Genomic DNA, 19,214 nt, shown 5'->3' on the forward strand with positions numbered 1-19,214 from the left:
AAAAGGAGCCGCTTATATCTTTTAGACTAAGAAATTAGTCGTTTTTAGTTTTAACAACTTTGCGGCCACGGTAGTAGCCATTTGGTGAAATGTGGTGGCGCAAATGGGCTTCACCAGTAGTGGCTTCGACAGCCGTAGCAGGTGCGGTCAAAAAGTCGTGCGCACGGTGCATGCCACGTTTGGATGGGGATTTTTTATTCTGTTGGACGGCCATATTGAACTCCTAAGCAAGGCGACATTCTAGCATGGAAAATTCGCTAACTGCTTGATTTATCCTGAAATAAGCCCAACAGTAAACCCATGATTTCTACTCTTTTAAAGAATTTTTCTTTATATTTTTCAATATGTTAAAGGGGGTTTGCGGCTTTTCAGTTTGATCAGATGCCTCATCAGGGGACCCAAATGAGGAACTGTGCGCCTCACAAGCCCCTTCAGGATGCTTCGGAATCAGGGGTAAAGACAGCAAGATCTCATCTTCTATTAGCTCTAGTAAGTCAAAATGCTGACTTGCCACCAGAGGCTCTTGCTGGTCATCCTCCATGGGATAGGCATCCGCTTCATCCTCATTGGCTACCATCACAAATTGGCGCACCTCAGACACATCCAGTTGGCAATCTTGCAAACAGCGCTGGCAAACCACTCGGATGCAGCCCTTTAAGCCTAAATGAAGGATTTGACGATGCTCTGAACCCGGAGAATCCAGAAAATGGGTGTCGACCTGCCACTGAAATCCATCCCCTGATTCAATCGCAGAGGCCTCCTCCGCCAAGCGCGGTAGGGCGGTAATCTCCAGAAATCCCTCGCCTTTATACGACTGGGGGGCACAAAAATCAACCTTGCGCAAAGCACTTGGGTCGGAAGAGAGTTCAACTTGAGGTAAAACTTGATTACGATTCATAGCATGAGTCTAATTGATGGCCTTCGTGAAAGCATATGAGTTGATGGGTAATCCAGTGAAAAAGTTGATTTTGGCATCGACCTCGGTATATCGCCGTGAACTCTTGGAACGCCTAGGCATTCCCTTTACAGTCGTCTCACCCCAAGTGGATGAGACTCCACTCCCCGGTGAAACCACCACTGATTTAGCCTTGAGGCTAGCAAAAGCAAAAGCGGCGGCTGTAGCCAAAGATCACCCTGAGGCTTGGGTGATTGGCTCTGACCAGGTTGCTGACTTATGCGGTGCTGCGATCGGTAAGCCCGGAAACTTTGAACGGGCAAAGGCGCAACTGCAACTCATGCGCGGCGCTACGGTAACCTTTCAGACGGCATTGTGTTTGATGCATGGCTATCAAGAGACCACTTTGAATGTCCCCACTGAAGTGAAGTTTCGTGATCTGCCTGACGCAGCATTGGAAGCGTATCTTTTGGCCGAGCAGCCTTATGATTGTGCCGGTAGTGCCAAGTCTGAAGGCATGGGGATCGCTTTATTAGAGAGTATTAAGAGTGATGATCCTACTGCCTTGATAGGCTTACCCTTAATTGCTCTGAGCGGCCTATTAAGAAATGCAGGCTTTGCGATCCCACATCAGGATTAAAGTAGCGACAAAAGAAAAAATAAAAAAGTTATTGAAAAGAATTTACAAAAATATGAGCGCATCACTAGGCACCCTCTTTTTAATTCCAAATACCTTGGGGGATGAGTCTCGCGCCGAACAATTGCCTTGGGTTCTACCCAGAGAAACCATCGCACAAACAGCCAAGCTCGTCCATTGGGTTGTGGAAGATGCTAAGACTGCACGGGCTTTTTTGAAAGCCGTTGATAGCGTTACGCCACTTGTATGCAGTATTCAAGAAATGCAAATGAGTGAATGGCGTGGAGTGGCACGCAATGCAAAATATGGTGATGCTGTAAAACCCCTCGATTTACTCAAGCCCTTAATGCATGGCAAAGATATGGGTTTAATGTCAGAGGCGGGCGTACCAGGAGTGGCAGACCCTGGAGCTGAAATAGTATTAGCGGCCCATAAACTGGGTGCTAAAGTAAAGCCTTTAGTCGGCCCAAGCTCTATTCTGTTGGGTTTAATGGCGAGCGGTTTAAATGGGCAACGCTTTGCGTTTCAGGGATACATTCCCCATAATGCGCAAGATCGTATTGCCAAACTTAAATACCTAGAAACCGAATCTAGAAAATTACAGCAAACTCAAATTTGGATTGAGACGCCTTATCGCAATACCGCCATGCTGATGGCTTGCCTCAATACGCTGGCGCCCCAGTCACTTCTTTGCATTGGAATGGATCTGAGTCTCGCAACGGAAACTATTACAACGCTACCTATCGCGGATTGGCGTAAGCGCTTTCCGAATGAGGCTGCCTGCACTTCTCTACAAAACCGACCAGCAGTATTTCTACTGCTAGCTTAGGTAGGCTACTTTAAATCTGGCGTCTTGATCAACGCTTTACCAGCAGCAGTTCCCACTTCAGCACCAAAGCGTTTTGCTACGCGCTCCGCAAAGTTTTCTTTCATGGTGTAGTCCAGAATATCGGGGGCCTTAAAAACATCCCGTGCTACGGTATCGACAGTGCCATAACCATCAACCAGACCTACTTTGATAGCTTGTTCGCCATTCCAAACACGGCCTGAAAACATATCGGCGGTTTCTTTTAAGCGATCACCGCGCCCTGCTTTAACAACATCAATAAATTGCTGATGAATTTCATCGATCATATTTTTGAGCATCTCTACTTGCTTTGGATTTTCCTTGGAGAATGGATCCATCATCCCTTTGTTAGATCCGGCAGTGATCATACGGCGCGTGACACCCAATTTTTCCATCAAGCCCGTAAAACCAAAGCCTTCCATGATGACGCCAATCGAGCCTACCAAACTAGCCTTATCCACCAAAATTTGATCCGCAGCTACCGCAACGTAATAACCACCTGAAGCGCAAATATCCTCTACAACTGCATAAAAGGGTTTACTGGGATAGAGTTTGCGCAAACGCTGAATCTCATCGTTAATCATGCCGGCCTGAACGGGTGAGCCCCCAGGGCTGTTGATACGTAATATCACACCAACACTATGCTGATTCTCAAAAGCAGAGGTTAAAGAAGCATTAATGTCCAAAGCATTCGCCATAGAACTGGAAGAGATCTCACCCTCTAGTGTTACCAAAGCAGTGTGCTTCTCAGAGTTCATACCGCGCCCAGGGATCTCAAAATCAAAGAGCGCCAGGATCACACCCACAAAGACAACGAGGGTGAGTACCCGCAAAACTGCTTTCCAGCGGCGCGCTTTGCGAGTCTCTTTTAAATTTTCTAGTAGCAAATGCTCTAGGGCTTGACGCTCCCAGTTCGGATTTGCATTGTCAGGCTGAGATTGATCCATCTGATGTATTCCTTGATAACAAACTAGTTAATGGTGAGATTGTGATTGAGCCATTGAGATAATTGTGCAACATCATCCACATGAATAAGAGAAGGAGATTCTTTTAAGGTCTGCGGGGGATGTGCACCGTAAGTTACTGCGACAGCATCGACACCTGCATTGGCAGCCATGTCCAAATCATGCGTAGTGTCCCCAATCATCAACATACGCCGCATGGGCACTTGCATCACATCGGATAACTCTAATAGCATTCCAGGATGTGGCTTTGAAAAAGACTCATCTGCAGTGCGCGTTTCATGAAAGACATGACCAATTTGATGATGCTGCAAAGATCGATCTAAGCCCACGCGAGATTTTCCGGTAGCTACTCCTAATAAGTAACCATCCTCTCGCAAGCTTTCTAAGAGCTCACGAATCCCTGGAAATAAATGGAGCTCGTGGTCTTTAGCGAGGTAATGAAAACGAAAGCGCTCTGTTAACTTAGGAAAGTGTGCTGGCTCAATCCAAGGCACTGCGCGCCTTAGCGAGTCCTGAATACCCAAGCCGATCACAGAGCTTGCTAAAGAATCATCTGGCTCTTTAAAACCTAAGTCTCGACATGCTTGCTGAATGCATTGAACAATCGTTGGCGTGGAATCCATAATCGTGCCATCCCAATCCCACACAATGAGGTCATAACGTCTTTCGGGCACTTTATCTTCCATCATTTTTCAGTCGAGACTTCGAAGGTTTTGATCATGGCAGCAAATTCTGGAGGTAAGGGAGATTCAATGCGCATCTTTTCACCGGTTCGGGGGTGGATAAAGCCCGCTAAGTGGGCATGCAAGTACAAACGCTTGGATTTCACAACTTTATCTTGATCCTCAAATCCATACTTGTCGTCACCCAAAATAGCATGACCCAACTTTTGTAGATGCACGCGAATTTGATGAGTACGCCCCGTTTTGAGTTGAGCTTCCGCCAAAGTGATGGTAGCGTTTTCACGTTTCATGACTTTAACAACACGCAAAGCAGTGTGACTTGGCAAGCCATCCGGATCAACTCGCACCCGGCGCTCACCATTCGCTAGTAAATACTTATGCAGTGGAAATTTAAGCTGCATGACACCTGCCTCTTGAATCACTTCACCATGTGCAAGCAAGTAATAGCGCTTATCTGTCTGACCTTCACGAATTTGTCGATGCAGTTCTACTAAAGCACTCCGCTTCTTTGCCAGCAGCAACACACCAGAAGTATCTCGATCTAAGCGATGGACCAATTCTAAAAAATTCAGTTCGGGACGGGTAATACGAAGGGTTTCGATCACACCCAGAACAATTCCAGAGCCGCCATGAACTGCTAAACCAGCGGGTTTATTGACGATCAGCAGAGCCTCATCCTCATAAAGAATCGGCATTTTGTCAGAGTACCCGCGCGCTCGAGACTTGGTTTGAGCGCTATTTACTGCGGCCATTTGTGCGGGCTCTGCCAGGCGAACAGGGGGCACCCGCACGATGTCTCCCTCAATTAAGCGAGTAGTCGGCTCTGCCCTCTTTTTGTTTACCCGCACCTCGCCAGAGCGAATAATGCGATAAACGTGGCTTTTTGGAACCCCTTTTGCCCAACGTAATAGGTAGTTATCTAAGCGCTGGCCAGCCTCTTCCGGCCCCACTGTCTGAAGTAGGACAACTAGGGGAATCGGTGTTTTTGACTGCGGGGGATTAGAAATGGGGTCGGATTTCATGATTTATTTCTCTCGCCACCTTAGCGAGGAACTCAACAATACCCCATTGTCATTCAACTTGTGCCGTATAATCAATGATCTAGCTAATCAATATTAGTTAGATTCCAGCCTCATGCAGGCTTGGATAGTGGAGCTTGGAGTCGCCCTTAATAGACTCCCGGGGTTGCCCCTCCCCCGTTTAATGAGGCGCAGGGTTGGTGTGCCGTATGCCGCGACCCGCATTAGAAGACAGTTTTCAGGCGCGCGCCTGCATTGATGACCTAAAGGAGGTCTCTGCGGCGATCGTCAAGTGTGGCACCGATTTAATCAACATTGAACTCGGTGTTCTAGGCAATATATGCCTAGATTTGTTTGATCCACACTACAAAAACCGCTACTGGGTGTAACCCGAAGCGGTATCTAAATTGTCCCTAACGCAACGCGCAGCGACGCACTCCCCAATAGGAGAGTGTTATGAAACGCATGTTATTTAATGCAACTCAACAAGAAGAGTTGCGGGTTGCCATCGTCGATGGTCAAAAACTCATCGATATCGATATCGAAGCTGCCGGTCGTGAACAACGCAAAGGCAATATTTACAAAGGTGTAATTACGCGCATTGAGCCATCGCTCGAAGCATGTTTTGTTAATTACGGCGAAGAGCGTCATGGCTTTTTGCCATTTAAAGAAGTGGCCCGTACCTACTTTAAAGAGGGTGTAGATGTCCGTAACGCCTCTATTAAAGAAGCATTGCGTGAAGGCCAAGAAATTATTGTTCAAGTAGAAAAAGAAGAGCGCGGACAAAAAGGCGCCGCTCTGACCTCCTTTATCTCCCTAGCAGGCCGTTATTTGGTATTAATGCCTAATAATCCCCGTGGAGGTGGTGTATCTCGCCGCATTGAAGGTGAGGACCGTCAAGAACTCCGTGAGGCTATGGCTCAATTAGAAGTATCGGATGGCATGAGCATCATTGCTCGCACTGCCGGTATTGGCCGTGATGCAACTGAATTGCAGTGGGACTTAAGTTACCTCATGCAGTTATGGGGTGCGATTGATGAGGCTGCAAAAGCCAACTCTGCACCTTTATTGATTTACCTCGAATCTAGCTTAGTGATTCGTGCGATTCGGGATTACTTCCAGCCAGATATTGGCGAGATTCTCATCGATACGGATGATATTTACGAGCAAGCTGCGGCATTTATGTCGGTTGTGATGCCAGATAACCTGCCAAGGGTAAAGCGCTATCAGGACGATGTCCCTTTGTTCTCGCGTTTTCAAATTGAGCATCAGATTGAAACCGCTTACTCACGTACAGTGCCCCTACCCTCTGGCGGCGCGATTGTGATTGATCACACAGAAGCGTTGGTTTCTGTGGACGTCAACTCCGCACGTGCTACCCGTGGTTCAGATATTGAAGAAACCGCCACTCGCACAAATCTAGAAGCTGCCGATGAAATTGCCCGTCAAGCACGTTTGCGTGACTTGGGTGGATTAATCGTGATCGACTTCATTGATATGGAATCGAGTAAAGCGCAGAAGGATGTCGAGAATCGCCTACGTGATGCCTTGCGTCATGACCGTGCTCGCGTTCAGATGGGCAAGATTTCAAAATTTGGCCTGATGGAAATGTCGCGCCAACGTTTACGTCCTGCGCTTTCCGAAGGTAGCCACGTTACCTGCCCACGCTGTAACGGCACTGGCCATATTCGGGATACTGAATCCTCTGCATTGCAAGTTCTGCGGATTATTCAAGAAGAGGCCATGAAAGAAAATACGGCTGCTATTCATACACAGGTGCCTGTTGAAGTCGCTGCGTTCCTATTAAATGAGAAGCGTGCCGAAGTGATCAAGATTGAGTCACGCTTTAAAGTCAATGTCCTCATGATTCCGAATAAGCATTTGGAGACACCGCATTACAAACTAGAGCGCTTACGTCACGATGATCCACGCCTTGATGATCAAAAAGCCAGCTATGTTATGGCTGAAGAAGCTGCTCGTGAACTCGAGACAGATACTGCTGTCAGTCAGAAAGATGCAGAAGTCAAAGCCCGCCCTGAAGCTGCTGTAAAAGGCATCACTCCAAATCAGCCAGCTCCTGTCAGCCAACCACGTCCAGCGCGAGTTGAGAAAACCACTGTCGAGAGCACAGGTGGATTCTTTGGATTTATCAAAGGCTTGTTCTCTTCATCACCAGCGCCAGAGGTAAAACCTGCCCCTAGTGCACCGCGTGGTCGTAACGCCAATAACCGCAATGGCAGTAGTAATGCCAATGGTAATCGTGGTCGTGGTCGTCGTGGTGAGCGCAATGATCGCGGTGAGCGTCCAGCCGAGGGTGCAGCAGCAGGCGCCGAAGGTACAAGCGCACCACGTGAAGCGGGATCAGGCAGAGGTCGCCAAGACGGTCGTAACCGAAATGGTAATAATGGCAATCGCAATCAAAACAACCCTAAACCAGAAAATCCAGCCGCAGTAACACCGGCTACTGAGAATGCATCAGGACCTGAATCTACTACGGGTGTTGACGGTGAAGAGCATCGTGGTCGTGGTCGCAACCGTCGTGGTCGTGGTCGTGGGCAACGCGGTGAACGTACAGAGGGAAATGAAAATAATGAGAATGTAAGTGCAACAGCAGCAGTCAGCACTACTTTCTCAGGACCTCCTGCAGGAATGGCTGGCGCATCTGCCTCTATGCCGATGCAAAACCTTTCACAAAGTTTCAACGCTCCCATCGTTTCTGTGTCTTTAGCCTCTAATGCAGTCAAAACACGTGCTCCTCGCGAACCCAGAGAGCCACGTGCACCACGCCAAAGCAATCGTTCGACTAATACTTCTTCAGAAGTGATGACACCATCTTCGCCAGCGCCAGCAGCGCCAGCGATTGAAGTCATTGCCAAGCCAATGCCTGAGCTTCCTAAAGTCGCCTTCCAGGCACTGGAAGAAAAGCCTTTGCATAACGTGATTGAGTCTGCTGGCATGGTCTGGGTAGCTACTGATACCAGCAAGCAATCTTCAATACAGATTGAGCCAGAAACTGTCAAACTCGGAAGAACACCTAAGCCAGCAGTCAGCGTCTCTGCTGCCCCAATGGTCATGGTTGAAACCGGCGGTCCAGAAAACAAGGTGTAATGTTATTTCTCTGAACTACTATTTACCCAGCTAGCAACTTACGAGGGTATGTAGTAGTTTGGTAGAAACACTGTTTTATACCCATAATGAGCCATGCTTGAAAAAGTCATTCCGATTCGCTTAGACGAAGGCAAAGGTCTTACGCCAGCCATGCCAAGCCAGCTAGAGGCTGCTCATAGTTTGGTGAAAGATACGCGTGGACGCCTACTGCGTGACTTGCGCATCTCGGTTACTGACCGTTGCAACTTCCGCTGCACCTATTGCATGCCCAAGGAAGTGTTTGATAAAAACTACCCCTATCTCTCTCAGAATGAATTACTCAGCTTCGAAGAGATCACTCGATTAACAACGATATTTGCTTCGCTAGGTGTAGAGAAAATTCGTCTTACAGGTGGCGAACCCTTATTAAGAAAAAATCTTGAAGTCCTTGTGGAGATGCTGGCAAAGATTCGGTCTACTGAAGGCGAGCCATTAGACTTGACCCTCACAACCAATGGCAGCCTATTGCGAAAGAAGGCTGCCGCGTTAAAAGCAGCAGGCTTACATAGGATTACGGTTAGCTTAGATGGTTTGAATGACAACATCTTTAAAAAGATGAACGATGTAGACTTTCCGGTAACGGATGTGCTTGATGGTATTGCTGCGGCCCAAGAAGCGGGCTTTACCAACATCAAAGTAAATATGGTTGTTAAGAAGGGTACCAATGATCAAGAGATCGTTGCGATGGCGAGTCATTTCAAAGGTACTGGAATTACTCTGCGCTTCATTGAGTTCATGGATGTGGGCAGCTCCAATGGCTGGAATATGGAACAAGTCCTTCCCTCTAAGGAAGTTATTGCCAGAATTCATGCTCAATTTCCTCTGGAAGCCATCGATGCAAACTACCCTGGTGAGGTAGCTCAACGCTGGCGCTATGTAGATGGCTCTGGCGAAATCGGTGTGATCTCTAGCGTCACCCAAACTTTTTGTCATGAGTGCACGCGCGCCAGAATCTCTACCGATGGGCAACTCTACCTTTGTCTATTTGCAAATGAAGGTTTCGATTTCAAGACGCTGTTACGGTCCGATAAAACGGATTTAGAAATTGCCAATGCAGTCATGACCACTTGGGCAGGACGCAATGATCACTATTCAGAAATTCGAGGGTCAAATACGATCGATCCCAGTAGCATTCGAAAAGTTGAAATGTCTTATATTGGCGGCTAATGAGTTCTAGTACAAACATTACAGGTTTAATTCTGGCGGGTGGCCGCGCCCAAAGAATGGGCGGTATTGATAAAGGCTTAATTGCCTTTCATAACAAGCCATTAATTGAATCTGCGATTAATCGCCTTCAACCCCAAGTCGATACTATCCTCATTAATGCCAACCGTAATGTTACTAAGTATGCGCACTATGGTTATCCCGTCATTATGGATGAGACCCCGGATTTTTCTGGTCCGCTAGCTGGTTTTTCGATGGGCCTCAAAAATTGCAAAACACCTTATCTCTTAACTGCACCTTGTGATTCCCCTTTACTGCCAACCGATCTGGCAGAGAGATTACTTGCTGAACTCAAGGCCGGAGATCTGGACTTGGTGTACGCATCCACAAAAGAGAACGGTAAAGTATGGGCGCAACCTGTTTTTTGTTTAATGCGCAGTCATCTTGAAACTTCTCTAAGCGCCTTTTTAAGCAAGGGTGATCTAAAAATTGATCGCTGGTTCACAACGCTGCGCAGTAGTACTGTAGTGTTTGAAGATGTCCAAGCTTTTGCCAACGTCAATACACCCGAAGAGTTAGCAGCTTTAGAAAAACTATCCAGATGAGCAATTCAACGCACCGCTCGCCAAATAATCCCATCCTGTTAAGTGACTCATTACCTGTGAATGAGGCTCGACAGGCCATTCATCAGTTGGTAGCAGATCTGATTCAAGAATCTCAGCAAAATGATGATACAAGTCGAATTGAGTCAGTAACCTTAGATCAGGCAATTAACCGTATCCTCGCGCACGACTTACTCTCACCCATCAATGTGCCCGCTGCCGACAATTCTGCAATGGATGGATTTGCTTTTAACGGGGATTGTTTAAGTGATAGCAATAATGAGCTCACACTCCAAGTCATAGGCACAGCTTATGCGGGTAAGCCTTTTGAGGGCAAGGTTGGGCAAGGAGAATGTCTCAAGATTATGACTGGCGCACTTATGCCAAAAGATTGCGATACGGTTATCCCTCAAGAACTCACGCAAGCAGTCACTCAAGCACCAACTCAATCGACAGAAACTTCGGTAGTTACCTTTAAACCGAATCAAGTAAAACGTGGGGAGAATCGACGCCTCTGCGGTGAAGATCTACAACTTGGTAAAGCGGCAATCACCGCAGGACGCTTATTGCGCCCATCTGATTTAGGGCTGGCTGCCTCTTTAGGTATCGCCTCCCTCATGGTTCATCGCAAACTAAAGGTAGCCATTTTGTCATCCGGAGATGAATTACGCCCCTTAGGTCAGACTTTAGATCTCGGAAGCATTTACGACAGCAATCGCTATAGCCTGACTGGTCTGCTCAATCGTCTGAATATGGAGATTATTGACTGTGGCATTGTGCATGATGACCCTGCCACATTAAAGGCTGCATTCATCCAAGCAGCCAGTAAAGCGGATGTTCTAATCTCATCAGGTGGTGTTTCAGTTGGAGAGGCAGATTACACCAAACAAATCATGCAAGAACTGGGTGATGTTGGTTTCTGGAAAATCGCCATGCGCCCAGGGCGCCCCATGGCTTTTGGTGTGCTCAAGGCTGTTGAAGGTCAAGCTGACAGCCAAAAGACACTCTTCTTTGGCCTGCCCGGAAACCCAGTGGCGGTAATGGTGACCTTTTATCAGTTTGTACGCTCCGCCTTATTACAACTAAATGGCGCCACGCAAACTGAACCGCCTCTCACTCAGGCGCTCGCACAGGCAGCTATTCGAAAAAGGCCGGGTCGCACAGAATTTCAGCGAGGTATTTTAGAGCGCGGCCCTGATGGAAAGCCCACCGTTAGACTCACTGGTAGCCAAGGTGCTGGCATCTTAAGATCCATGAGCGAGGCAAATTGCTTTGTAATTTTGGATCATGATCAAGGCAATATTGCCGCTGGTGACTGGGTAGATGTGGCGCTTTTCGACGGACTGCTTTAAGATTACGCCATTATGAAATTTACTAAAAAAGAAATTGTTTTCGTTGACCCCATGCATACTGCCAAAACACTCGTTTTGGTTTACCTATGCTTTTCAGTACCGATTGTGTTGTTGGCCTTGTTTGTAGCCTTCATCCGTGATGGTGCTATTCCTGGATTTACGGTACTTTCTGCTTTGATCTTAAATGCCTTGCTCGGCTTTGCTCTGCTATGGATTGCTTGCAAGGTCTACAACTGGGTAGCTGGTAAATTTGGCGGTATTGAACTCGCTCTCAGGGAACTACCTGAAGAAATTGAAGCGGACTAAGCTTTAAATACTTCGGTATTAATTAAGCTCGGCGGCCTCTTACCCTGAAGTGCTGCGCGTAAATTTTCAATTGCAAGATCCACCATAGCTCTACGCGTTTTTTCTGTGCCACTACCAATATGCGGGGCAATCACAATATTGCTGCACTTCAGTAACTCTGGATGGACAGTAGGCTCGCCTTCAAATACATCTAAGCCAGCAGCAAATATTTTTCCAGCTTGAAGGGCTTGCGCCAAGGCGGCATCATCCACAATTCCCCCACGAGCAATATTAATCAAGGTAGCGGTTGGTTTCATGAGCGCAATTTCTGGAGCACCAATGGTGTGATGATTTTGCGCTGTGTAAGGCAATACAAGCACGAGGTGATCCGCAAGTCGCAGTAATTCTTCTTTTGAAACATAAGTCGCTCCGCATGCTTTTTCATCTTCCACTGATAAGCGACTACGGTTGTGATAAATCACATTCATACCAAAACCAAGAGCACGTTTAGCAATGCCTTGACCGATACGACCCATGCCAAGAATGCCTATAGTGCTGTGATGCAAATCCATGCCGAGTGGATTATGGACAATAGACCACTGAGCCCACTTCCCATCGCGCACCCAGCGCTCTGACTCGGTAATACGACGAGCGGTAGCCATCAACAAGGCAAAACCAAAATCCGCCGTAGTATCCGTAAGCACATCAGGGGTATTAGAGGCCATGATGCCGGCGGCAGTAATTGCTGGGACATCAAAGTTGTTGTATCCAACAGAAATATTGGCAACGATTTTGAGGTTTTTAGCATGCGCCAAGGCAGCAGCATCGATTCGTTCGCTGCCGGTAACTAAAGCCCCTTCCACCTCACCAAGGGCCTTTTGCAATGCTTGGGGGGTCAAGACTTGATCTGCCTGGTTTGAAATGACCTCAAAAGACGCTTTCAATTTAGCTAACGCTTCAGGAAATATAGCCCGGGCGACTAATATTTTAGGTTTACGGTTATGAGAGGTAAGTTTGGTTTGGGTGTTCATGGCAATACTTTACCTCAAGTAAATTACCCCCTTCGCCTGAAAAATAAGCTGATTCGGCTAAAATCAAGTTTTATAACTTGGTAGTCCAGTGATTTTGGGCACCTTAGATCTGAGCCATCATGACTTACGTTGTTACTGAAGCCTGTATCCGTTGCAAATATACCGATTGCGTTGATGTCTGCCCCGTGGATTGTTTTCGGGAAGGGCCTAATTTTTTAGTGATCGATCCAGATGAATGCATCGATTGCGCAGTCTGCGTTCCCGAATGTCCGGTCAATGCGATTTATGCGGAAGACGATGTTCCCGGAGATCAACAAGCGTTCATTAAATTGAACGCTGATTTATCTGCTTCATGGACCTCCATCACCAAATCCAAACCCGGACTTCCAGATGCAGATGATTGGAAAGATGTGAAAGACAAACTTGATCAGCTGGTGAAGTAAATTGCAGTCTCCCATTGAAACCGATGCAGTCATTATTGGCGCCGGTCCGGTGGGGCTTTTCCAGGTATTCGAGCTGGGACTTCTCGAAATCAATGCCCATGTGATTGATGCCTTGCCTGAAATAGGCGGTCAGTGTATTGAACTCTACCCAGACAAACCGATCTACGATATCCCCGCTATCCCAGTTTGCACGGGGCGTGAACTGACCCATAATCTCTTAAAGCAAGTTACACCGTTTAAGCCACAATTTCATTTAAATCAGGAAGTCACTACGCTTGAAAAGCAAGCAGATGGTCGCTTTCTAATTGGCACATCTCTCCATCAACAGTTTCTGAGTAAAACCATTTTTGTTGCCGCAGGGGTTGGCGCATTTCAGCCACGCACTCTCAATCTTGAGGGCATTGAAAACTTTGTAGATAAGCAAGTGTTCTACAAGGTGAAAGATCCCGCCCAATTTACCGGTAAGAGAATGGTGATTTGCGGTGGTGGAGATTCCGCTTTGGATTGGGCGCTGCACTTTGCAGACAAAGTAAGTAACCTGACACTCATTCACCGTCGCGATGACTTTAAAGCCGCGCCTCAATCCGTTACCCAGATGCGTGCCCTTTGTGCAAGCCATCAAATGAAACTAGAGATTGGTCAAATCACTGGTTTTTCATCATCTAATGGCCAACTCACCCAAATTGCAGTGAGCAATATAGATGGTGATGTTCATACGATTGATGTAGACGTACTATTACTCTTTTACGGCCTCTCTCCTAAATTGGGGCCCATCGCCGATTGGGGCTTAGATATTGATCGTAAGCAAATTACCGTGGATACCGAGCGTTTTCAGACCAGCACACCAGGGATTTATGCGGTTGGTGATATCAATGTGTACCCCGGTAAGAAAAAATTGATCTTGTCAGGATTTCATGAGGCAGCACTGGCAGCCTTTGCTGCGGCAGCCTATTTATCCCCTGAAAAGCCCATTCAATTGCAGTACACCACTACCTCGACCAAACTCCACCAAGTACTTGGGGTGGGTTCACCTACATTCGAGTAAGCTCTCTCCATTACTGAATGATTTAGCCAAAGATACTTATGCATCAATATCACGACCTCATGAGGACGGTCCTTGCAAAAGGAGTCCAAAAATCCGATAGAACCGGCACAGGAACGATCTCCATTTTTGGCCACCAGATGCGCTTTAATCTGGCAGATGGATTTCCGATGGTGACCACCAAGAAGCTGCACCTCAAATCTATCATTCTGGAATTACTCTGGTTTCTCAAAGGTAGTACAGACAACAATTGGCTTAAAGAGCGCGGTGTTTCTATTTGGAATGAATGGGCAGCACCTGATGGTGATTTAGGCCCTATCTATGGTTATCAATGGCGCTCTTGGCCCGCACCGAATGGTAAGCATATTGATCAAATTGCAGAAGTCGTTGAGACCCTTAAAAAGAATCCAGACTCACGTCGGATCATTGTTTCCGCATGGAATGTCGCAGATATTCCGCGCATGGCCTTAGCGCCCTGCCATGCCTTCTTTCAGTTTTATGTAGCAGATGGTAAATTATCCTGCCAGCTGTATCAGCGAAGTGCAGATATCTTTCTTGGCGTACCCTTCAATATCGCCAGCTATGCCTTACTCACGCACATGATGGCTCAGCAATGCAACCTTGAAGTAGGTGACTTTGTTTGGACGGGTGGCGATTGTCACCTCTACAGCAATCACTTAGAGCAAGTAGACCTCCAGTTATCGAGGGACTTTTTCCCACTGCCTCAACTCAAGATATTGCGTAAGCCTGACTCTATTTTTGATTATGAGTTTGAAGATTTTGAGATCGCCGGATATGAATCCCATCCAGCAATTAAAGCACCCGTAGCCATTTAAGAAAATATCGACTGTATGACCAAACCTGCTATTTCTATGATTGTTGCGCGTTCCCGTAACCACGTTATTGGCCGTGACAATCAAATGCCTTGGAAGATTTCTGCCGATCTCCAGTTCTTCAAAAAAGTGACTATGGGTCATCCCGTCATCATGGGTCGCAAGACCTGGGAATCCATTGGTAGACCACTACCAGGGCGTCGCAATATTGTGGTGAGTCGCAATACTGAGCTCCAGCTCACTGGTGCTGAGGTGGTTCACTCTTTGGATGCAGCGCTCAACACCCTCGATGAATTTCCGCGTGTATTTGTGATTGGTGGTGAGCAATTATTTACCCAAGCATTCCCTATGGCAGATCGCCTCTACATTACTGAGATTGCTATCGACGTAGAGGGTGGTGATACTTTCTTTACAGTCCCCAATCAAGCTGAATGGCAAGAAGTAGAGCGTACCCCAGCTTCAGAAGGTGATATTCACTTTCAGTTTATAACGCTTGAGCGAAAATAAAGAAGCGACTTACTTCCTCAGAGCTTTTTAGAAAAGCTGTATTGAGCAAAGGCCTGCTCAGCCAAGCCAAACCATTGTGCCTCCATGTTTCTGAAAGCACGATAGTCCTCAAAGATTTTCTTGAACTGGGGATTTTTAGCAGACTCTTCAGCGTAGGTTTCTTGACTTGCCTTAAAGCAGGCATCCATCACGGAAGTATTGAACTTTCGTAATACGGCGCCATTTTGCACAAGGCGCTGCAATGCGGGAGGATTTAAAGCATCGTACTTCGCACACATATCGACATGGGCTTCAAAGCAAGCAGCTTCCCAAGCCGCCTGGTAAGAGGGTGGCAAGGCATCCCACTGCTTCTTATTCACCAGGAAAGAAAGTCCAGCAGCACCCTCCCAAAATGCAGGGTAATAATAATTTTTTGCAACCTTTGCTAAACCTAATTTTTCATCATCGTATGGCCCTACAAATTCAGCAGCATCAATGGTGCCTTTTTCTAATGCAGAGTAAATTTCACCAGCAGGAAGTTGTTGAGGAATTACCCCCAGCTTCGCCAGTGCCTGTCCTACAAACCCTGCAACCCGAAATTTAAGCCCCTTTAAATCTTCTGGTGATTTAATTTCCTTTCGAAACCAACCGCCCATCTGAGTTCCGGTTTGACCACCGAGGAAATTGACAATGTTGTAACTTGCATACAGCTCACGCATTAACTTCATGCCGTTACCATGCAACATCCAAGCGGTCTGCTGACGTGCCGTCATACCAAAGGGTGCTGCCGTATCAAAAATAAAGGCGCTGTTCTTACCCAGATAGTAGTAACTCGCAGTATGGCCACATTCAACCGTACCGTTTTGAACGGCATCTAATACTTGCAATGCGGGAACCACTTCACCCGCCGCAAATATTTTGACGTTAAATTTTCCATCTGTCGCTTTTCGTAATGAGCTCGCAAACACCTCTGGCGTACCAAATAAAGTATCTAAGGATTTAGGGAAACTGGATACTAAACGCCAATTAAGAGTAGGCAGGTTCTGAGCAAGCGTTGGCCCTGCTAATGCAGCAGCCCCCGCACCCAAAGTGGCTTTCTTTAAAAAAGAACGTCTCTGCATTACTTTCTCCTTCAACATAGATAGCTTATGTTTTTTCAATACACATCACTACTTTATTTTCCACCAACGGTCATGGATCCAATCAAAATAGAACCCGTTTCTTTTGTACCCCGAATTAAGGAATCGCTTCCAATCATTTGAATATCTAAAAGCATATCGCGCAAGTTCCCTGCGATAGTGATCTCTTCCACTGGAAATTGAATTTCGCCATTCTCAACCCAATACCCGAATGCGCCGCGTGAGTAGTCACCAGTGACATAGTTAACGCCTTGTCCCATCAGCTCGGTCACCAGTAATCCCGTGCCCATCGCCTTCAATAAGGCGGGTAAACCGCCTTTCAGAGTTTTAGGGCTTTGCAGTGTGAGGTGATGCGAACCACCTGCATTACCAGTGGTCTTCATGCCCAACTTTCTAGCAGAATAGGTGGACAGAAAATAGCCCTGCAAAAAACCTTTATCGACCACAGTTCTTGGGGAAGTCTTCACACCCTCCTCATCAAATGGAGCACTCCCAGTAAGAGATGGGATATGGGGATTTTCGAAAAGACTAATGTGCTTTGGGAGGACTTGCTTACCCAAGCTATCCAGTAAAAAACTAGAGCGTCGATACAAGGCTCCCCCAGAGACGGCCTGGACTAAGCCTCCCAATAAACCCGCTGCTAATGGCGCTTCAAAAATCACGGGGCAGCGCCGCGTAGATAATGATCTTGCATTGAGGCGCGAAAGGGCTCGTTGTGCAGCATATCGACCAATAGCCGCTGGATCCGCTAGCTCCTCTGAAATACGCGAGCTTGAATACCAGTCATCTCTTTGCATATGGGATTTCTTACCCCCTGAGTTTGCTATCGGTGCACAAGAAATATAGTGCCGTGAAAAAGGATAGCCCCCCATAAAGCCAAGACTCGTACCCATCATAAAATGCGCATGATGAGCCGAGACGGATGCTCCATCACTATTTTGAATTTGCTTACTCACTCCAAATGCAGCACCTTCTGCAGCACGAGCAATCTCAATTGCAGTGGCAGAATCTACATCCCATGGATGAAACAAATCTAAATCTCGCGGATGTTTTTCAAGTAGTGATTTTTCAGCTGGTCCTGCACAGACATCTTCCGCCGTATGTTGTGCAATGTGATAAGCAGCCTCCACTGAAGCCTTGAGCGAGGCGGTAGAAAAATCGCTGGTACTAGCATTACCTCGACGATGCCCTAAAAAGAGGGTAACGCCTACCTGCTTATCTAAGCTTTGCTCGATCGTCTCGACCTCACCTTTGCGAACAGTGACGGATAAGCCCTGACCCTCAGAGATTTCTGCTACGGCATCCGAGGCGCCCCGCCTTTTAGCCTCTTTGAGCATGAAATCAATAATTTCTTGAAACTGGTTTGATGAATATGTAAACATACCCTAATAATAGCTAGAATAGAAACATGAAGCATACCGAAGCTTGGCAACGAACTACTCCTAATGAAATCAAAATCGGCCTGATCTCAATCTCTGACAGGGCGAGCAAGGGCGTTTATACAGACGAGGGTTTGCCAGCCCTTAAGGCATGGCTACAAAACGCCTTAAGCACCCCCTGCGTTTTTCAGGAGCGATTAATAGCGGATGAGCGAGAAATCATCACTGAAACCATTGTTGATCTCGTAGATGAATTAGGCTGCGATTTAATCCTCACTACAGGCGGCACAGGGCCTTCTCGCAGAGACGTGACCCCAGAGGCCACCATGGATGCTGGAACCCGGGAAATGCCCGGATTTGGCGAGCAAATGCGTCAAATTAGCCTGCGCTTTGTTCCTACTGCTATTTTGTCCCGCCAGACTGCGGTTCTCCGAGAAATCGAGGACCATACCGCTCTGATCATTAACCTACCAGGCCAGCCAAAATCTATTAAAGAAACCTTAGAGGGCTTAAAGGACGCTGATGGAAAATCCATCGTCCCTGGCATCTTCGCAGCAGTCCCTTACTGCATTGATCTTATTGGTGGGCCTTATATCGAGACCAATGAGGCAATCATCAAAGCGTTTAGGCCGAAGAGCGCCATCAAAAAGTAATCCCAAGAATGCCTATTGCGGCAATGGGATGATGAATTTCTCGCGATAGTACTTCAATTCTTCAATTGACTCTTCAATGTCAGCCAGGGCAGTGTGTGCCTGCTTCTTATTAAAGCCTTTGACCAACTCCGGGTGCCAACGCTTGCATAGCTCTTTTAGCGTGGAAACATCAATGTTTCGATAATGAAAAAAAGCTTCTAACTTAGGCATATATTTCGCCATAAAGCGCCGATCTTGCCCAATCGTATTACCGCACATGGGGATCGTGCCCGCTTTGACGTATTGCTTCAAAAATGCAATACATTCCGCCTCTACAGTGGCCTCATCTTGGCTTGAGGCCTTGACCTTATCAATGAGGCCAGAACGCCCATGGGTGCCGGTATTCCAGGCGTCCATAGCATCCAATAGCGCATCCTCCTGGTGGACCACCCAGACAGGCGCAGTGGCAATCGTATTGAGATGGGCATCGGTCACGATGATGGCAATCTCCAGAATGCGCTCTTTTTCAGGATCCAATCCAGACATCTCCATGTCTACCCAAATCAGGTATTCACTTGCTGGCGCTGACTTTATTGCTGATGTACTTGTTTTTTCACTCATATCTATAATCAT

At 47.0% G+C, this 19,214-nt stretch carries 22 protein-coding genes; 13 read left to right on the forward strand and 9 right to left on the reverse strand.

The features are described from left to right. Nucleotides 1–34: 34 nt before the first annotated feature. Both rpmF and DCO16_RS08280 read right to left on the reverse strand, forming a co-directional pair. Nucleotides 35–214 (reverse strand): 50S ribosomal protein L32, encoded by a 180-nt coding sequence (gene rpmF, locus DCO16_RS08275; protein ID WP_011902241.1) that lies wholly within the window; start codon nucleotides 212–214, stop codon nucleotides 35–37. 93 nt (nucleotides 215–307) lie between these two features. Further along, nucleotides 308–898, reverse strand: coding sequence for a YceD family protein (locus tag DCO16_RS08280; protein WP_173943206.1), 591 nt, complete (start codon nucleotides 896–898; stop codon nucleotides 308–310). Nucleotides 899–914: 16 nt separating this feature from the next. On the opposite strand from DCO16_RS08280, the gene DCO16_RS08285 reads away from it, so the two are divergent. Then, the gene (locus tag DCO16_RS08285) at nucleotides 915–1,535 is read left to right on the forward strand and encodes a Maf family nucleotide pyrophosphatase (protein WP_254598024.1); all 621 of its coding nucleotides are present in this window, start codon (nucleotides 915–917) and stop codon (nucleotides 1,533–1,535) included. 52 nt (nucleotides 1,536–1,587) lie between these two features. Next, nucleotides 1,588–2,361 carry an SAM-dependent methyltransferase gene (locus tag DCO16_RS08290; protein ID WP_173943207.1) on the forward strand — a complete coding sequence of 258 codons (774 nt, stop codon included), beginning with the start codon at nucleotides 1,588–1,590 and terminating at the stop codon, nucleotides 2,359–2,361. Between the two features lie 5 nt (nucleotides 2,362–2,366). On the opposite strand, the gene sppA is transcribed toward DCO16_RS08290, so the two are convergent. Genes sppA through DCO16_RS08305 form a run of 3 tightly spaced genes read right to left on the reverse strand, consistent with a single transcriptional unit; the run spans nucleotide 2,367 to nucleotide 5,049 of the window. After that, on the reverse strand, nucleotides 2,367–3,326 hold the full coding sequence (sppA, locus tag DCO16_RS08295; protein WP_173943208.1) for a signal peptide peptidase SppA: 960 nt from the start codon (nucleotides 3,324–3,326) through the stop codon (nucleotides 2,367–2,369). Between the two features lie 23 nt (nucleotides 3,327–3,349). Continuing rightward, on the reverse strand, nucleotides 3,350–4,018 hold the full coding sequence (locus tag DCO16_RS08300; RefSeq protein ID WP_217426738.1) for an HAD-IIIA family hydrolase: 669 nt from the start codon (nucleotides 4,016–4,018) through the stop codon (nucleotides 3,350–3,352). An 11-nt stretch (nucleotides 4,019–4,029) separates the two neighbouring features. Next, entirely contained in the window at nucleotides 4,030–5,049 is a 1,020-nt protein-coding gene (locus DCO16_RS08305) for an RluA family pseudouridine synthase (RefSeq protein WP_173943210.1), read from the reverse strand. A 206-nt stretch (nucleotides 5,050–5,255) separates the two neighbouring features. Between DCO16_RS08305 and DCO16_RS08310 the strand changes: the two genes are divergently transcribed. The 6 genes from DCO16_RS08310 to DCO16_RS08335 all read left to right on the forward strand — a co-directional run bounded on the left by DCO16_RS08310 (nucleotide 5,256) and on the right by DCO16_RS08335 (nucleotide 11,617). Further along, nucleotides 5,256–5,435 (forward strand): hypothetical protein, encoded by a 180-nt coding sequence (locus DCO16_RS08310; protein WP_173943211.1) that lies wholly within the window; start codon nucleotides 5,256–5,258, stop codon nucleotides 5,433–5,435. A gap of 67 nt (nucleotides 5,436–5,502) precedes the next feature. Continuing rightward, nucleotides 5,503–8,154: an Rne/Rng family ribonuclease gene (locus tag DCO16_RS08315; RefSeq protein ID WP_173943212.1), complete on the forward strand. Its 2,652-nt coding sequence runs from the start codon at nucleotides 5,503–5,505 to the stop codon at nucleotides 8,152–8,154. A 93-nt stretch (nucleotides 8,155–8,247) separates the two neighbouring features. Beyond that, on the forward strand, nucleotides 8,248–9,360 hold the full coding sequence (gene moaA / locus DCO16_RS08320) for a GTP 3',8-cyclase MoaA (RefSeq protein WP_173943213.1): 1,113 nt from the start codon (nucleotides 8,248–8,250) through the stop codon (nucleotides 9,358–9,360). Beyond that, nucleotides 9,360–9,962, forward strand: a complete 603-nt coding sequence (gene mobA, locus DCO16_RS08325) for a molybdenum cofactor guanylyltransferase MobA (protein ID WP_173943214.1) — start codon at nucleotides 9,360–9,362, stop codon at nucleotides 9,960–9,962. The genes moaA and mobA overlap by 1 nt, the downstream gene beginning before the upstream one ends. Beyond that, complete coding sequence (gene moeA / locus DCO16_RS08330) at nucleotides 9,959–11,311, forward strand: molybdopterin molybdotransferase MoeA (protein ID WP_173943215.1); 1,353 nt, start codon at nucleotides 9,959–9,961, stop codon at nucleotides 11,309–11,311. The genes mobA and moeA overlap by 4 nt, the downstream gene beginning before the upstream one ends. Nucleotides 11,312–11,323: 12 nt before the next feature. Next, nucleotides 11,324–11,617 (forward strand): hypothetical protein, encoded by a 294-nt coding sequence (locus DCO16_RS08335; RefSeq protein ID WP_173943216.1) that lies wholly within the window; start codon nucleotides 11,324–11,326, stop codon nucleotides 11,615–11,617. On the opposite strand, the gene DCO16_RS08340 is transcribed toward DCO16_RS08335, so the two are convergent. Further along, a complete protein-coding gene (locus DCO16_RS08340; RefSeq protein ID WP_173943217.1) occupies nucleotides 11,614–12,627 on the reverse strand; it encodes a 2-hydroxyacid dehydrogenase in 1,014 nt (337 codons plus the stop codon). The genes DCO16_RS08335 and DCO16_RS08340 overlap by 4 nt on opposite strands. A gap of 119 nt (nucleotides 12,628–12,746) precedes the next feature. Between DCO16_RS08340 and fdxA the strand changes: the two genes are divergently transcribed. Genes fdxA through DCO16_RS08360 form a run of 4 tightly spaced genes read left to right on the forward strand, consistent with a single transcriptional unit; the run spans nucleotide 12,747 to nucleotide 15,452 of the window. Beyond that, a complete protein-coding gene (gene fdxA / locus DCO16_RS08345; RefSeq protein WP_173943218.1) occupies nucleotides 12,747–13,070 on the forward strand; it encodes a ferredoxin FdxA in 324 nt (107 codons plus the stop codon). Nucleotide 13,071: 1 nt separating this feature from the next. Further along, nucleotides 13,072–14,115: an NAD(P)/FAD-dependent oxidoreductase gene (locus DCO16_RS08350; protein ID WP_173943219.1), complete on the forward strand. Its 1,044-nt coding sequence runs from the start codon at nucleotides 13,072–13,074 to the stop codon at nucleotides 14,113–14,115. A gap of 38 nt (nucleotides 14,116–14,153) precedes the next feature. Then, entirely contained in the window at nucleotides 14,154–14,948 is a 795-nt protein-coding gene (locus DCO16_RS08355; protein ID WP_173943220.1) for a thymidylate synthase, read from the forward strand. Between the two features lie 15 nt (nucleotides 14,949–14,963). Beyond that, complete coding sequence (locus DCO16_RS08360) at nucleotides 14,964–15,452, forward strand: dihydrofolate reductase (protein WP_173943221.1); 489 nt, start codon at nucleotides 14,964–14,966, stop codon at nucleotides 15,450–15,452. 17 nt (nucleotides 15,453–15,469) lie between these two features. On the opposite strand, the gene DCO16_RS08365 is transcribed toward DCO16_RS08360, so the two are convergent. Together DCO16_RS08365 and pmbA are read right to left on the reverse strand one after the other, a co-directional pair. After that, the gene (locus DCO16_RS08365) at nucleotides 15,470–16,552 is read right to left on the reverse strand and encodes a TRAP transporter substrate-binding protein (RefSeq protein WP_173943222.1); all 1,083 of its coding nucleotides are present in this window, start codon (nucleotides 16,550–16,552) and stop codon (nucleotides 15,470–15,472) included. Between the two features lie 53 nt (nucleotides 16,553–16,605). Continuing rightward, nucleotides 16,606–17,952, reverse strand: coding sequence for a metalloprotease PmbA (gene pmbA / locus DCO16_RS08370; protein WP_173943223.1), 1,347 nt, complete (start codon nucleotides 17,950–17,952; stop codon nucleotides 16,606–16,608). Nucleotides 17,953–17,978: 26 nt separating this feature from the next. Here pmbA and mog point away from each other — a divergent pair, with 26 nt between their 5' ends. Beyond that, nucleotides 17,979–18,602 (forward strand): molybdopterin adenylyltransferase, encoded by a 624-nt coding sequence (mog, locus tag DCO16_RS08375; protein ID WP_173943224.1) that lies wholly within the window; start codon nucleotides 17,979–17,981, stop codon nucleotides 18,600–18,602. A gap of 12 nt (nucleotides 18,603–18,614) precedes the next feature. Here the strand turns inward: mog and orn are convergent, their stop codons facing one another. Then, the gene (gene orn, locus DCO16_RS08380; protein WP_173943225.1) at nucleotides 18,615–19,202 is read right to left on the reverse strand and encodes an oligoribonuclease; all 588 of its coding nucleotides are present in this window, start codon (nucleotides 19,200–19,202) and stop codon (nucleotides 18,615–18,617) included. Nucleotides 19,203–19,214 lie beyond the last annotated feature (12 nt).

The sequence above is a fragment of the Polynucleobacter antarcticus genome, from assembly GCF_013307245.1.
Lineage (GTDB): Bacteria > Pseudomonadota > Gammaproteobacteria > Burkholderiales > Burkholderiaceae > Polynucleobacter > Polynucleobacter antarcticus.